Source organism: Lentilactobacillus farraginis DSM 18382 = JCM 14108, from assembly GCF_000583655.1.
GTDB lineage: Bacteria > Bacillota > Bacilli > Lactobacillales > Lactobacillaceae > Lentilactobacillus > Lentilactobacillus farraginis.
Map to the genome: position 1 here is coordinate 25,964 of NZ_BAKI01000005.1, position 15,212 is coordinate 41,175.

At 43.0% G+C, this 15,212-nt stretch carries 11 protein-coding genes and 1 pseudogene; 6 read left to right on the top strand and 6 right to left on the bottom strand.

The window, feature by feature from the left end:
* Positions 1-80: 80 nt before the first annotated feature.
* A pseudogene (locus JCM14108_RS03205) lies at positions 81-709 on the bottom strand (histidine phosphatase family protein).
* A gap of 400 nt (positions 710-1,109) precedes the next feature.
* Here JCM14108_RS03205 and serC point away from each other — a divergent pair.
* The 4 genes from serC to JCM14108_RS03225 all read left to right on the top strand — a co-directional run bounded on the left by serC (position 1,110) and on the right by JCM14108_RS03225 (position 4,482).
* Entirely contained in the window at positions 1,110-2,186 is a 1,077-nt protein-coding gene (serC, locus tag JCM14108_RS03210; RefSeq protein WP_035178382.1) for a 3-phosphoserine/phosphohydroxythreonine transaminase, read from the top strand.
* A gap of 11 nt (positions 2,187-2,197) precedes the next feature.
* Positions 2,198-3,364, top strand: a complete 1,167-nt coding sequence (locus tag JCM14108_RS03215) for a phosphoglycerate dehydrogenase (RefSeq protein WP_035178383.1) — start codon at positions 2,198-2,200, stop codon at positions 3,362-3,364.
* Positions 3,365-3,531: 167 nt separating this feature from the next.
* On the top strand, positions 3,532-3,846 hold the full coding sequence (locus JCM14108_RS03220) for a DMT family transporter (protein ID WP_035178384.1): 315 nt from the start codon (positions 3,532-3,534) through the stop codon (positions 3,844-3,846).
* Positions 3,847-3,930: 84 nt separating this feature from the next.
* Positions 3,931-4,482: an NUDIX hydrolase gene (locus JCM14108_RS03225; protein WP_035178385.1), complete on the top strand. Its 552-nt coding sequence runs from the start codon at positions 3,931-3,933 to the stop codon at positions 4,480-4,482.
* Between the two features lie 121 nt (positions 4,483-4,603).
* Here the strand turns inward: JCM14108_RS03225 and pyrC are convergent, their stop codons facing one another.
* Both pyrC and JCM14108_RS03235 read right to left on the bottom strand, forming a co-directional pair.
* Complete coding sequence (pyrC, locus tag JCM14108_RS03230; RefSeq protein WP_035178387.1) at positions 4,604-5,878, bottom strand: dihydroorotase; 1,275 nt, start codon at positions 5,876-5,878, stop codon at positions 4,604-4,606.
* A gap of 67 nt (positions 5,879-5,945) precedes the next feature.
* Entirely contained in the window at positions 5,946-6,893 is a 948-nt protein-coding gene (locus JCM14108_RS03235; RefSeq protein ID WP_035178389.1) for an aspartate carbamoyltransferase catalytic subunit, read from the bottom strand.
* Between the two features lie 563 nt (positions 6,894-7,456).
* Here JCM14108_RS03235 and JCM14108_RS03240 point away from each other — a divergent pair.
* Together JCM14108_RS03240 and carB are read left to right on the top strand one after the other, a co-directional pair.
* Positions 7,457-8,518, top strand: a complete 1,062-nt coding sequence (locus tag JCM14108_RS03240) for a carbamoyl phosphate synthase small subunit (protein WP_035178390.1) — start codon at positions 7,457-7,459, stop codon at positions 8,516-8,518.
* The gene (carB, locus tag JCM14108_RS03245) at positions 8,518-11,583 is read left to right on the top strand and encodes a carbamoyl-phosphate synthase large subunit (RefSeq protein WP_035178392.1); all 3,066 of its coding nucleotides are present in this window, start codon (positions 8,518-8,520) and stop codon (positions 11,581-11,583) included. The genes JCM14108_RS03240 and carB overlap by 1 nt, the downstream gene beginning before the upstream one ends.
* A gap of 125 nt (positions 11,584-11,708) precedes the next feature.
* On the opposite strand, the gene JCM14108_RS03250 is transcribed toward carB, so the two are convergent.
* The 3 genes from JCM14108_RS03250 to JCM14108_RS03260 all read right to left on the bottom strand — a co-directional run bounded on the left by JCM14108_RS03250 (position 11,709) and on the right by JCM14108_RS03260 (position 14,758).
* Positions 11,709-12,317 (bottom strand): PAS domain-containing protein, encoded by a 609-nt coding sequence (locus JCM14108_RS03250; RefSeq protein ID WP_035178394.1) that lies wholly within the window; start codon positions 12,315-12,317, stop codon positions 11,709-11,711.
* Positions 12,318-12,437: 120 nt separating this feature from the next.
* Positions 12,438-13,211, bottom strand: a complete 774-nt coding sequence (locus JCM14108_RS03255) for an acetoin reductase (protein ID WP_035178396.1) — start codon at positions 13,209-13,211, stop codon at positions 12,438-12,440.
* 458 nt (positions 13,212-13,669) lie between these two features.
* Positions 13,670-14,758: a PTS sugar transporter subunit IIC gene (locus JCM14108_RS03260; RefSeq protein ID WP_035178398.1), complete on the bottom strand. Its 1,089-nt coding sequence runs from the start codon at positions 14,756-14,758 to the stop codon at positions 13,670-13,672.
* Positions 14,759-15,212 lie beyond the last annotated feature (454 nt).

Sequence of the window (15,212 nt, forward strand, 5' to 3'; positions counted from 1 at the left end):
CTGAAATTTGCATGACGGCTTCCTCCTTCGTTACTTAGTGCCATTAATATAGCGGAATTAGGAACATTTGTCAAACTATATTAGAATTTTGAATCAACTACCCGGTTATAATAACGCAAATAGTAATTATCACTACTTGCCTTTCGGGTAATTCTGGTAATGCTTAAGTTATCGGGTTCTTCAACGACCATCGGATTGTCAGGGCGTCCCAGTGCTGCCAAGACCGCCGCCTTAATCGTGAAACCGTGTGTTACCACAATGATTTTTTCATCCTGATACTTTTGCGCCGTAACAGACATAAAATGATCAGCCGGTCAATTACATGCGTGAACGTTTCACCATGAGCAAGTGGCGCGTAACTTGGCAGCACATCATTTAAAACATGGTCAAAAACCTGGGGATATTCAGCTTCCAGATCCGCATTTTTAGAGCCATCCCAATTCCCGTACGATATTTCGAGAAGCAGTTTGTCATAAGTTATCGGTAGGTGCGCGCTCTGATTTAGAATGTCAGCAGTGTCTCTTGTCCGCTGTAGTGGGCTTGCCACAATTCTGTCCGCAAACGATATATCAAAATGTTCGTGCACCGTTTGCGCTTGTTTCTTTCCGGTTTCCGTTAAAAAAGTAATTTTAGTATTAATTGTTCCCTGCTTTAAACCGGCAGCGTTGGCCGCTGTTTGACCATGACGAACAAAATAAAAATCAGTCATTTAAAATTCCTCCAAGGGGTTTTAAAGTATTATCGCATATTTACAATTAAAGAAAAAGCCGAACTTTCGGCAAATTCCGAATAATAAATCAAAATAAGTAGATTTTATTTACTTATTACCAAAATTAGGTTGCAATTCTGTCACCGTTCTGTTAGATTTTAATTAGAAAGAGATGGAGGTCTTGGCAATGAACGTTATTTTAAGCAGTTTTAAGCGAGTCGTATCATCCTCCTGGTCTACAGTGACATCTATGTAGGCTATCTTTTGATTTGAATGAATGACAAAGGCCTTACATAGATGAACGTCAGCATCACTGTGAGGCCGTTAAAAATGCACCACCAGCCTCACAGCGTTAGTTAACTACTGTGAGGGCTATCTTTTTGAAAGGGAGTTTTAGCACATGACGGTATATAATTTTGCAGCAGGTCCGGCCACGCTTCCCGACCCGGTTATTAAGCAGATTCAGGAGGAATTGCCTTCGTTACAAGGGTCTGGGATGAGTATCCTCGAAATTTCTCATCGTTCTCAAATGTTCGATAAGATTATCGATACAGCCAAGCAGGATATCAAAGACCTGATGCATGTTCCTGATAATTACCATATTCTGTTTTTTCAAGGCGGCGGCACCGGTCAATTTGCGGCTGTTCCAATGAATCTTGCAACCAAGCACAAGCGGATCGCTTTATTGGACAGCGGCCACTGGGCAACCCGGGCTGGCGATGAAGCTGCCAACCTAGGTGTTACCGTAGACGTTCTCGACTCTACCAAAGATAAGCATTATCAGGAACTGCCACATATGCCACACGCTATTTCTGCCAGTGACTACGACTATCTCCACATCACTACCAACAATACGATTGAGGGAACGGCTTATCATACGCTTCCCGAACACGGTGATGTAACGCTGGTCGGCGACTTATCCTCCAATTTCATGGCTGAAGAATATCAAGTAAGCGATTTTGGTTTGATTTTCGGTGGTGTTCAAAAGAATTTAGGTCCTGCCGGCGTTACTGTCGTCATTGTCCGAGATGACCTGGTCAACCATGTCGATCACATTCCCAGCATCCTAAACTACGAACTATTCGTTAAGAAGAACTCCATGTTCAATACGCCACCGGTTTTTGCCATTTATGCTACCGGTTTGGTTCTTAAATGGTTAAAACAGCAGGGCGGCATTGCCGGCATCGAAGCACTTAATAAAAAGAAATCGGCACTCCTCTATGACTTTCTGGATCAATCCACTCTATTTCATAATGACATCAAAAAAGCCGATCGTTCTTTAACAAACATTCCATTTAAAACAACTGATCCAGTGCTCGATAAACAGGTTATTGCCGAAGCGGATCAAGCCGGCTTAAAGAACCTGAAAGGTCACCGAAGCGTTGGCGGTCTGCGGGCCAGTCTGTATAACGCGATGCCATTAGCTGGTGTTCAAGCACTGGTCGACTTCTTATATAATTTTGAAAAACAACACTAGGGGGAAAAGATATGTATCAAGTAAAAACATATAATGCAATTGCCCAAGCAGGCTTAGATCAGTTCACGGATAATTATCAGATTAATCAAACCGACAACGCGGACGCCTATCTGATACGTTCAGTTAATTTACATGACGTAACGTTTCCAAAGAGTCTTAAGATTATTGCCCGGGCCGGTGCTGGCTTTAACAATATCCCGCTGGATCGGGCTACTCAAAACGGCATTGCGGTTTTTAACACACCCGGCAGTAACGCCAACGCCGTTAAGGAATTAATTATTTCGCTGCTGGTTGCCAGTTCTCGGAATCTGTTTGACGCCGCCGACTACTCCGCTCATAACAGTGGCGCGGATATTTCACTGAGAACCGAACACGATAAAACCAAGTTTAAGGGCACCGAGCTGACCGGCAAGACATTAGCCGTTATTGGTGTTGGCCATGTCGGCTCATTAGTAGCCAACGCCGCCAGCGCCCTGGGAATGAACGTTATTGGTTATGACCCATACTTATCATCGGATGCTGCTTGGCATATTTCAACCAGTATCACCCGAGCCCGGACTTTGGACGAAGCTTTAAAAAGTGCCGACTACGTAACCGTCCACGTCCCTAAAAACGAAGAAACAACCGGATTAATCGGTAAGGAACAGTTGGCAGTCATGAAGGACGGCGTTCACCTCTTTAATTATTCACGAGGTGGTATTGTTGATAATCAGGCCGCCGTCGAAGCACTGGACGCACACCATCTCCAAACATACATGACCGATTTTGGCGAAGATATTCTGTTAAATCGTGATGATGTCGTCGTAACACCCCACATTGGCGGCTCAACAGATGAAGCTGAAGTAAATGGTGCGACTCAAGGTGCCCATACGATTATGACCTATTTGGAAACCGGCAACATCCAAAACTCCGTGAACCTGCCAAATCTTCAGGTACCATTCCAAGCCCCTTACCGAATTACGCTGATCCACAAAAACATCCCAAACATGGTTGGACAAATTGCGACTGCTTTGGCCAACGCCGGTATCAACATCGAAAGTATGAGTAATGCCGCTCGAAAAGACATTGCTTACACGATGATCGATCTCGATAATCTGAAGAACGAGGAAGATAATAAATTGATCGAAAAGCTTGGCAAGATCGATGCTGTATTTCGGGTTCGTGTGCTGAAACATTAATTAAGTTACGCAAAAAATTGGCCAGCCATCTTCAAATGTGATACGCTATATAATAATTAATACGACTGCCACCGGGTAGCAATTTTTTAAGTACGCTTTCCAATTCCGTTAGGTCTAAGAAGGAATTGAGGAGGGGTACTTTTTTCGTCTACGAGGAGGAAATTTTTATGAATTGGATAACATTAATCATTGCAGGTCTATTTGAAGTTGTTTGGGCAATTTCAATGAAGTTCAGTCATGGATTCACCAAACTGGATTGGACCATCGTCACGATTGTTGGTATGATCATTAGCTTTCTACTATTAGCACACGCAACCAAATCGCTGCCAATTGGCATTGCCTACCCGGTTTGGACCGGTATTGGCGCTGTTGGAACGGTCATTGCCGGCATTATTCTGTTCGGTGATAAACTTTCAATGCTAACCTGGCTATTTGTTATTTTACTTTTAGTCAGCATTGTCGGCATCAAGCTGACCAGTTAACAATAACTCCCGAAATTTCTTTGAAGCCGGCTGCTTAAAAGTTTATGATTAAGGTAGTATTTATTTCTTTGAAGGAGTGAAAAGATGTTTCAAACATGGCATCAACCGGGAAAAATCATCAATCGAAAATCAGTTTATACGGGCCGGGTGTTTTCCGTGGATCAATTACACATCGAAACACCAGACGGCTTAAGGGTTGAACGGGATCTGATCAAAACTGCCCCGACCATTACGATTTTGGCCATAACAGCCAATGAAGAGGTGGTTATGACTAGCGAGTACCGGGCCGGTGTCAACAGTGATTCCGTATCGCTGCCTGCCGGAATTGTCAATCCCGGCGAAACCAGTGAGCAGGCCGCCAAACGTGAATTGCAGGAAGAAACTGGCTATATTGCCGATACAGTTACTAAAATGACCCGAATCACTTCTTCGGAGGGTTTCATGGACCAATTTGCGGATCTAATGCTGATTAAATTTGATCCACAAAAACGGGTTCAAACCCACTTTGATAAGGATGAATTCGTCAATAGTCAGTTAGTCCCGCTTCAACAAGTGCTTAAATGGATTAAAAGCGGCGCGGTTAACACAGCACAAGCAGTGTCTGCTGTAAGTTACTATATGTTATTTCTAAAGTAAAAGAGCATCTTGCCGGCAATTCCGGGTTAAACTCGGTTGCCGGCAAGGTGCTCTTTTATTTTTTAGACGTTTTAATGCTTAATTTAGGTAAGAAACTGTTTAAAACCCGTTTTTAAACAGCTTATTTCTTATAAACCGGTTGACCATCAACCAGTGTCATAACGGTATCACCAAACACCGTCCTACCGGTAAAGGGCGTATTCTTTCCCTTGGAGAGATACGCACTTTCTTTAATAACGTGTGCTTCATCAAGATTAAAGATGGCAATATCTGCCGGTTGACCAATTTTCAGGCTGCCAGCCCCTGCCATACTAAAGACATCAGCCGGCTTTTTAGCCATCCAGTTAATCAATTGAGCCAATGTGAAACGACCAGTCTTAACAAACGTTGTATAGAGTGTGCTGAAAGCCGTCTCACTACCGGTAATTCCAAAGGCGGCAGTCGCAATTGGCTGATCCTTATCTGCTTTGGTGTGAGGGGCGTGATCAGTTGCAATCATATCGATTGTCCCGTCCAGCAAGCCCTCAATCAGTGCCTGACGATCATCTTCGCCTCTTAATGGCGGATTCATCTTATAATATGAATTATCTTCCTTAATATCTTCATCTGACAATAACAGATGGTGCGGAGTTACCTCCGCTGTAACGTGAATTCCCGCCTTTTTGGCAGCTCTAATCAACGCTACGGTGTGCTTGGATGAAGCGTGACAAATGTGGTAATGAACCCCAGTGGCTTGTGCTAATTCAATGTCCCTGGCAGCTTGCGCTGTTTCACTCACCCAAGGCATTGCTTTAACGTGCAGCCGTTTTGCAGCACCATCGTTTAAGACGCCACCGTACGTTAAGTCATCGTCTTGAACGTGTTCCACAATTGCCATGTTCAAATCCGCTGCCCGCTGCATAGCCTCATACATCGTACTGCTTTTCTGAATCCCGTTGCCATCATTACTGAATGCAAACGCACCGGCTCTTTTCAGGGCTTCAAAGTCAACCAATTCATCGTCTTCACGATTCGTTGTAATGGTTGCGTATTGCTTAATATGAACAACGCCGTCTTTTTGATTCAATTTCATAATCTCTTTTAAATGTTCCGGATTATCGGGCGCCGGTTTTAAGTTGGGCATCGCACACACCGTCGTAAAACCGCCATGAGCGGCGGCCAGACTGCCTGTTTTGATGGTTTCCTTATTCTCCTGCCCCGGTTGTCGATAATGGACATGGACATCAACCAAGCCGGGACTCACAAAATGTCCATGAGCATCGATGACGTCATCAACACCGTTATCAGCCTGGATAACCGGTGCGATTGATTTGATCAGACCATCTTCTATGAGAATATCTCGTTTAACCAGCTTGTCACCGTCAAGAACACGACCATTTGCTATCACGCGTTTCATTTTATGTCAAAATCCCTTCACTTATAAGGTTATGTTATTAAATGTCATAATATATAGGAAGTCGTTTTTAATATTCGCTTTTTACGAGTCCCCGGTAACGAAGCATACTGGTCATAATCGCCATTCTGACAAACACACCGTTTTCCATTTGCCGGAAGATACGGGATTTATCACATTCAACTAGTTCATCAGCGATTTCAACCCCTCGGTTAACAGGTGCCGGGTGCATGATAATTGCGTGTTCCGGCATCCGCTGTTCACGTTCACGGGTTAGGCCGTAAGTTTCATGATAACGTTCCGCGGAGAAACTACCATTTTCGTCAGCGGCAATGCGTTCGTGCTGAACCCGAAGAAACATCATAACATCCATTTGGGATACCAACTCATCAATTGGCAGCCACTCGCCGTACTTCTGGAAGTCTTCCGTATACCATTCCTTGGGGCCGCCGAAGAAGACGTGGGCGCCAAGCTTGGTTAAAACTTCCATATTTGAACGGGCAACCCGTGAGTGAGTCAGATCACCAACGATGGCAACATTTAACCCTTCAAAGTGACCAAATTCTTCATAAATGGTCATCATGTCTAGCAATGATTGTGATGGATGCTGGCCTGAGCCGTCACCGCCATTGGCAATACCCAAATGAATGTTAGGATCTTGGATCAAATCTTTGTAATATTCATTTTTCTTATCCCGAATTGCAACAACATCCGCACCAATTGCTTGAAATGTCTTAACAGTGTCCCCCATTGATTCACCTTTTTTAAGTGAACTGTTTGATGGATCAAAGTTTAATACTTGAAGGCCAAGTTTTCGTTCAGCCATTTCAAAGCTGGTATGTGTCCGGGTGCTACTTTCAAAAAATAAATTTGCGGCATAAACCGGTCGGGCCAATTCAACCTGTTTGCCCTGCTTAAATTCAATTGCTTCATGGATAAAGGACATAACGTCTTCTGCTGAAAGGTCTTCCATACTAACAACATTTTCAAAACTTACGGGTTTGGTGATTTGCATCATAGTGAATTCCTCCTAAAAATTAAACGCCTTGCCGTTTTCGCAAAGCGCCCTTTATAGTGGAGTGAAATCACTTTTAGACGTTTTGCTCTCACGGAAACAATTAAATCGTCGTTACAGTCAACATATTGGCATTAAAAAACCTCTTTACCGCCGTTGGGTAAAGAGGTTGTAGCTTCTCCCAAGTTAGACTTGGGTTCACCGATTCCTTCTTAACCTCACGGGGTTAATCTTAAAGGTCTTTCAATTCGTTGTTAAAATCATATGACATTTTCGCTAAAAACACAAGCTTATTTTAAAAAAAGTTTTGGAAATGTTTATTTATCCAAGTATGACAGCTTTTTGAATAACCATGATTTTCTTATGTATATGTGGCGCGATTTTCAAGGACTCTTTCATTTTAATAAAAATACATATTCAAAAATATATCTTCATAAAAATCCATATATTACGATTTTTTGTATAAAACTACTTGACATTTCCTGAAAAAGCTTCTATCTTTATGTATCAAAAGCGTTAGCTGCTCATGTCATTTGCATGTTAGGAAAAAATTAGGAGGTTCGGAAATGAAAAAATATCTAACTCTCGAAAATGGGGATGTCTTTGTTGGAGAAGCCTGCGGAGACTTGGGAGCCGAAATTGAGGGCGAACTGGTCTTCACAACCAACATGACAGGTTATCAGGAAAACCTGACGGACCCATCTTACAAAAATCAAATCATCACATTTACGTATCCACTAATTGGCAACTACGGGATCTCACTTGGAACCAGTCAATCAGACGAAATTCAAGCTTCGGCAGTAGTTGTCAGAGAAATGACCGATGAAGTTTATCACTACCAAAGCGTTATCTCACTCGATGCGTTTTTAAAACAACAAAAAGTCCCCGCAATCAGTGGTATTGACACCCGGCAGCTAACCAAAATCATTCGTCAATACGGAACTATGAAGGCCAGTTTAACAAATCAACCAATCAACGCCAAAAAAGCAGAAATGGCGCACCAATCATCAATTGTTAAATCAGCAACCCGTTCCGTTACGGACGGCCAAGAGAATGAACACGTTGTTGTCGTTGACTTTGGCGTTAAAGCCAACATTGTCAGATCGTTACAACGTCCCGGAATCGATGTTACGGTTGTTACACCCGAATCAACATTTGAAGACATTTCTGAACTACATCCTACCGGTATCCTATTATCCAACGGTCCTGGCGATCCAACCGATTATTCGGACTTTTTGCCGGTTATCCAAAAACTTCAAAATCAGTATCCGATCTTTGGCATTTGCTTGGGGCATCAACTGTTAGCACTTGCCAACGGCGCTTCAACTTATAAGATGACATTTGGTCACCGGGGCAGTAATCACCCAGTTAGAGACTTGGTAACCGGTGAGATTTACATGACATCTCAAAACCATGGATACGCAGTTGACATTGATTCGGTCAAGTCAACGCCCCTTGAAGTAACCGCTACTGAAGTCAATGATCAAACGTGTGAGGGATTACGCTATCCGGGAAAGCCAATTTTTTCAGTTCAGTACCACCCCGAAGCAGCACCGGGGCCTCATGATGCAAAGCCGCTGTTTGATAAATTTATCGAATTAATGCATGTCAATGGAGGGGTTCATTAATGCCAAAGAGAGAAGATATTAAAAAAGTATTGATTATCGGGTCCGGCCCAATTGTAATCGGTCAGGCCGCTGAATTTGACTATGCCGGCAGCCAAGCTTGCCTGAGCCTGCGCGAAGAAGGCTATTCTGTTATCCTGGTTAATTCAAATCCAGCTACCATTATGACTGATGATGAAATTGCGGATAAGGTTTATCTTGATCCGTTAACCGTTCCAAGCTTGAAAAAAATTCTGGAAAAAGAACATCCTGACGCAATTTTACCAACTTTGGGTGGTCAAACCGGATTAAACCTGGCCGTTGAATTGGCTAAGGACGGTATCTTGGATAAGCTTGGCGTTGAATTACTGGGTACCAGTCTGCATACGATCAATCAAGCTGAAGACCGTGAACAATTCAAAGATTTGATGAAAGAACTTCACCAACCAATTCCGGACTCAAAAACTGTCTATAACTTGGAAGACGGCTTGGCATTTGCCCATGAAATTGATTATCCGGTAATTATCCGTCCCGCTTACACATTAGGCGGCACCGGTGGTGGCATTGCCCATAATGATGATGAAATGAAAGTTATTTTGAACCGCGGCTTAACAATGTCACCTTCAACCGAATGCCTAGTTGAAAAAAGCATCGCCGGCTACAAAGAAATCGAATTCGAAGTAATGCGTGACCATCATGGTAGTTCAATTATCGTGACAGGAATGGAAAACTTTGATCCGGTTGGCGTTCATACTGGTGACTCAATCGTATTTGCCCCGACACAGACACTAACCGACAAAGAATATCAGCGGTTGCGTGATGCCTCACTAACCATCGTCAATGCCCTAAAAATTGAAGGTGGCTGTAATGTTCAATTGGCTCAGGATCCAAACAGCGAAAACTATTACGTTATCGAAGTTAATCCGCGAGTCAGTCGTTCATCAGCACTTGCATCAAAAGCAACCGGTTATCCAATTGCCAAGATCGCAGCCAAGATTGCAGTTGGCTTGAATCTTGATGAAATCCTGAATCCCATTACGCAAACCACATACGCGATGTTTGAACCAGCGCTGGATTACGTCGTTGCTAAGATTCCACGCTTTGCCTTTGATAAATTCACAAATGCAGATCGCAAACTGGGAACCCAAATGAAAGCAACCGGTGAAGTAATGGCAATCGGCGGTACAATTGAGGAATCACTTCTTAAAGCCGTTCAGTCACTCGAATTGGATAAACAAGCGCAACGAGATCTCATTCCTGACTATACCCGCCAAATGTCTCTCGGCGATTTAATCGAAAAAATCAAAACACCAACCGATTACCGCCTATTCGAACTGTTTGCAGCAATCGGCAAAGGTGCCACAATTGAACAGATTCATCGTTCCACCAAAATTGATCTTTACTTCCTATCAAAACTGGAAAACATCATTAAAATGCAACAGCAGTTAACCGACGGTCTCTTAAGCGCAGACATGGTCTTGAAAGCACGAAAGATGGGCTTTAACAACACAATGATCAAAGCTGTTCATCATGCCACTGATCACGAACTTGAAAAACTGGATAAAATGGCTGACCAACACTTGGTTTACAAAATGGTTGATACCTGTGCAGCCGAATTTGAAAGTGAAACACCTTATTTCTACAGTACAGTCGGCACTGAAAACGAAAGCCAGCCCATCGGTAACAGCATTTTGGTTATTGGTGCCGGGCCAATTCGAATCGGTCAAGGGGTTGAATTTGATTATGCGACTGTCCACTGTGTAAAAGCCATTCAGGCAGCCGGTAAAAATGCTATTATTATTAACAACAATCCAGAAACCGTTTCAACCGACTTCTCAATTTCAGACAAATTGTATTTTGAACCTTTAGACATTGATAGTGTTATGAACGTGATTAATCTGGAAAAGCCAATGGGTGTTATCGTTGAATTTGGTGGTCAGACAGCTATTAATTTAACTGAAGAACTGACAAAGCACGGTGTTCAAATTCTCGGTACCTCCATGCATGGGATTAAAGAAACCGAAAACCGTCACGACTTTGAAGATTTGCTAATTGACCAGGATATTGCCCATCCAAAAGGTGATACTGCTATGAACGGTCAAGAAGCCCATCATATCGCTCACAAACTTGGCTACCCAGTCCTGGTTCGCCCGAGTTTTGTTCTGGGTGGTAAAGGAATGGCCGTTGTCCATGACGATGCCGAACTTGATGAATACCTGGTTCCCGCGCTTAAAGCAAGTGCCGGCCAACCAATTTTAATTGACCAATATATTCCGGGCACCGAGTGTGAAGTGGATATTCTTAGCGATGGCAAGGACGTCTTTGTGCCAGGTATTATGGAACACTTGGAAGGTTCCGGAATTCACTCAGGTGATTCCATTGCCATGTATCCGCCGCAACATCTGACTGAGGATCAAAAGAAAAAGATCGTCGCCATCGCAACCAAAATTGGTAAAAAAGTCCATGCGGTCGGTATGATGAACATTCAATTCATCTGTGCGGATGATGTTTATGTCATCGAAGTAAACCCACGGGCTTCAAGAACCGTGCCATTCATGAGCAAGATCACCAAAATGCACTTGGCACAACTTGCAACCCAGCTGATTCTTGGTAAATCATTGGCAGAGATCGGCTTGGCACCGGGACTATATCCGGAACCTGCCAAAGTTTATGTTAAGGCACCGGTCTTCTCATTTGCCAAATTACCAGGTGCGCCAACTGCACTAAGCCCAGAAATGAAATCAACCGGTGAAGATATCGGCAGTGGTGATACGCTTCAACAAGCTTTACACAATGCCTTGTTTGACAGCTACCATATTAATACCGACACAGTTGAAGGAACGGTTCTCATTTCAAAAGCTGATGCCAAAGACGAAAAACTGGTTCACAAACTCGCGGACAGTGACTTCGATGTCCAAGTTTACGAAAAAGATATGCCATGGCCTGATAAACTTGCCTTCGCGCTGAGTTCGCAAGACGAAACAGACGATGAAAAACAGCTGGTTGCCAAAGCACTCAGCCATGAAGTCCCGGTATTTACTGCTCAAGATACAGTAATGGGCATCTTTCAACCGCAATTAATTAAATAACAAGGTTCTGATTTAGACCCATCAAAAAACGTTTGAGGCAAGTGAAAACCTCAAACGTTTTTTAGTATTGCAAATATGCTATCAAATTAATTCAGACGGGTAAATGCTGACGCTGCTATCGTTTTTTAAGGAATCCACCGGTCATCTTTCATGCTTAATCGGGAAGGGCCGGTTGTTGCATCGTTTTTCTTTTCTGAATCCGGCTTTTGATCCTTGTGGGAAGCACCTGAAACTGTGTCTTCTTTCTTGACGGCTTTCGCTTCAGTTGGTATACCTTGGTTCTTAGAAGCACCCGTAGTTGCGTCTTGCTCCCAAGCACCTTGGTCCAGCAAAGTCTTAATATGGTTGACAGTTCCCGTATATTCAATCGTTCCCAAATAATTGCCCTGCTTATCCCGAACGGCATAATAATTAATGTCGACTAATTTGCCATTTAAGTTCAATGGGATTTCAACGTGTTGTTTATCACCCTTTTTAAAGGCATCAATAACCGCCTGAGCGCGATCCGCTGTCGGCCCGGGATGAAGTTGGCGAACCGTCTCCTGCAGCTGAGAAGTCGAGCGGGGATGTTCACGCTTGGACTGGTTTGAAAACCAGGTGAAGCGATCATCAGCATCAATAAAGTCAATATCATAGGGTAAAACATTAAAAATTGCCTCAACCTGCTTTAAAGAAAGCTCCCCGGTCGGAAACCGAACCATCGCTTCTTCAATAGATGGATTAACTTCTGTCATTAATCAACCATCCCTTTCACGTATCAAATTTTTAATTCTACTGATTCAATTGTACAGCAATTTTAACAGTGGCAACAAAAAAGACACGCCATTAAACGTGTCTTCTTGCAATTATTATGATTAAACGTATTTAATACCACCATCAACCATGATCGCCTGGCCGGTGATATAATTTGCTTTTTCACTTGCCAAGAATGATACCAGGTTGGCAACATCCTGAGGTTCTTCACCACGGCCCAAAGCAATCCCTGATAGATATTGTTTTAAAGATTCGCCTTTGGCTACATGATTTACCTGACCCATTTCTTCATCAATCTGATCCCACATAGGTGTTAAAACAATGCCTGGGCAATAGGCATTCACCGTGATCTGATAACGGGCTAATTCCTTGGCAGCCGCCTGAGTTAGTCCACGAATCGCAAACTTGGTTGCTGAATAAGCGCCTAAAAGTTCAAAGCCTTCATGTCCGGCAATCGATGAGGCGTTGATAATCTTACCCGGAGTCTTTTGTTTACGGAATTGAGCAGCCGCAGCCTGAATCCCAAAGAATGTGCCCTTAACATTGATATCCAGTAATTTATCCAGGTCATCTTCCTTTGTATTGCAAATTTGGGCAACGTGAGCAATCCCCGCATTGTTGACAAACACGTCCAGATGACCGAAATGGTCAACCGTTTTTTGAACCGAATCAAAAACCTGGTCGCGATATTGAACGTCGGCTTCGATCGCATAAGCTTCGCCACCGTCTTTTTCAATATCATCGGTAACCCGTTGTACTTTGTCCAAATGACGACCTGACAAAGCAACTGCAAAACCATCAGTTGCTAATTGACGGGCAACCCCTTCTCCAATTCCCTGACCGGCACCGGTAACCAAAGCGACTTTTCTTGACATGTTGTAACCTCCATTTTGATTGTGAATTCGTTAACTTTTCGTCTTTTAAAAGTATATGTCAAAAGGTTGTGAAATACAACACAAAAATTTACCGGTAAATTTTCACTGCTTATTTTACTAAGAAAACCGTTTTTTAGCTGTTTAACTTTCTAAATCAGTATTATGATAGTCACATAAAGCGCTTGCTAAATGGTACTTCGTGAAAAAGAGCGTATTTTAATGACTGCTAATTTCCAAAACGCATTTAATACCAATGAATCAGTTCTTTTAATATCACGTTTTCTTCCACTCATACTGACGGGTCTGAGCAAGTGCCGACCTTCCTGCAACTAACACAAAAGTTCGGTTAGCAATCCTGCTAATGAGAGGATTACCAACCGAACTTCGTATTTATCTACTTAGCTTTCCAGCTAATTATCTATTCTAACCTGCTACCGTAAACTTCTTTTGCTTCTTTATTAAACAATTTCCAAATGGAGCTGTTCGTCTTTAACCCATTTGAGTCCCAACAGAACCCGGTAGATGACGATCGAAATAATCGCGGGAACGACAATCCCCATGATCAGGTATGCCACCAGCATCGGCATGCTAGTTGAAGCCAGCGTAATTGGAGCAATTAGCGAATTAAGTCCCAATCCGCCAAGCGTAAACGGCACTTTAAAGCCAAAGAACAAGGTTGCAATCGGCGCCGCGACCACTGCCGCAATCATTGACGGTAAAGCCAATCGCGGATTAGCCAAAAGATTTGGAAATTGCACTTTAGGCGTAATTACGCCCTGGGCAATATTGGCTCCCAAATCATTTTGCCGCCAAGAAATAACAGTAAAGCCAACAAATTGCGCCGTCGTACCAATCAAGGCTGCTCCTGCCGATAATGGATCCAGCATGACTGCAACTGCCAAAGCCGCTGACGAAGCCGGTGTCATCAAGAAAATGGACCATGCCAATGAGACACACATCGATCCTAACAACGGGTTAACCTTCATTGACTGCGCGATAAACGCACTCAGCCAATTTAAAGCTGGTGTCGTTACACTGGCCAATCCCAAGCCAACAATGGAGCCGACAAGCGTGGCGGCAAGGGGCACCAACATCATATCCAACGGTGTTTTGCCAGTTAAGTATTTTCCAACCAAAGCAGCCACCAAGCCAGCGGCAACCGCACTGATCGGCTGCCCAGTTGTAAAAATTCCCGTTTGGGCAGCTTGAAACATTTGGTTACCGGTTGCCGTTGCAGCGTGAACGCCATGCGAAATGAAATAAACCGCGTTTGCGCCGACAGTCGCAGAAATCATCGAACTGAATAATACCAATGTATTTGTCTTTAACTGTGAAGCAACGGCTGCTCCGAAAGCTGGTGCCAAAAGCCATTGGGCAATCGCGCCAACCTGATGTAATTGTGGCCAATGAACAAAGTTGGCAATTGATTGCGTTAATAATCCAATCCCCAACATGACCAAAACAGCGTTAGAAACGCCGGCAGAAACTAAGTATACATAATCTTTAACCGTCAGCTTGTTCGCTGACTTATCAACAGATGCCTCCATAGGCAAAACCTCGATTCCTAGATTTTAACAAACAAATGAGAATAAAATGATAAAATGAAATTGTGTCTATAATAAACACGATGACACCATAATGTCAATAACTATTTTCACAAAGTTATTCATAGCCAACGTTTCAAACAGCTGACTACACTGATAAGTAAGCGCTTGAACGTTTTTATCTATAAATTCATAACAAGTTCATTTTTTTAGTTTAGTGCCAAATTTACTGCAAAAATACTTTACGCACATTAAAAAAGTATGACATATTCTTAATCAAATTTCATATAGTTTGAAACCGATTTGAAGACGATCTGCAATAAGCTGCGTTGTTTTTATTTGAGGCCGTCGCAGCCTTGAATCCAGATTATTGAATAATTGGTCCTTCCCAGCAACTATTTCTTAGAATTAAAGACGGTTCCAACACTTCCATGTATAATGGAAGAAGAAATCGTTT

What these genes read in the sequence shown, in the direction of transcription:
- carB (WP_035178392.1), top strand. Translation starts at nt 8,518, where the DNA reads ATGCCAAAGAGAGAAGATATTAAAAAAGTATTGATTATCGGGTCCGGC.
- JCM14108_RS03260 (WP_035178398.1), bottom strand. Translation starts at nt 14,758, where the DNA reads ATGGAGGCATCTGTTGATAAGTCAGCGAACAAGCTGACGGTTAAAGAT.
- JCM14108_RS03250 (WP_035178394.1), bottom strand. Translation starts at nt 12,317, where the DNA reads ATGACAGAAGTTAATCCATCTATTGAAGAAGCGATGGTTCGGTTTCCG.
- JCM14108_RS03225 (WP_035178385.1), top strand. Translation starts at nt 3,931, where the DNA reads ATGTTTCAAACATGGCATCAACCGGGAAAAATCATCAATCGAAAATCA.
- JCM14108_RS03255 (WP_035178396.1), bottom strand. Translation starts at nt 13,211, where the DNA reads ATGTCAAGAAAAGTCGCTTTGGTTACCGGTGCCGGTCAGGGAATTGGA.
- serC (WP_035178382.1), top strand. Translation starts at nt 1,110, where the DNA reads ATGACGGTATATAATTTTGCAGCAGGTCCGGCCACGCTTCCCGACCCG.
- JCM14108_RS03235 (WP_035178389.1), bottom strand. Translation starts at nt 6,893, where the DNA reads ATGATGCAAATCACCAAACCCGTAAGTTTTGAAAATGTTGTTAGTATG.
- pyrC (WP_035178387.1), bottom strand. Translation starts at nt 5,878, where the DNA reads ATGAAACGCGTGATAGCAAATGGTCGTGTTCTTGACGGTGACAAGCTG.
- JCM14108_RS03220 (WP_035178384.1), top strand. Translation starts at nt 3,532, where the DNA reads ATGAATTGGATAACATTAATCATTGCAGGTCTATTTGAAGTTGTTTGG.
- JCM14108_RS03215 (WP_035178383.1), top strand. Translation starts at nt 2,198, where the DNA reads ATGTATCAAGTAAAAACATATAATGCAATTGCCCAAGCAGGCTTAGAT.
- JCM14108_RS03240 (WP_035178390.1), top strand. Translation starts at nt 7,457, where the DNA reads ATGAAAAAATATCTAACTCTCGAAAATGGGGATGTCTTTGTTGGAGAA.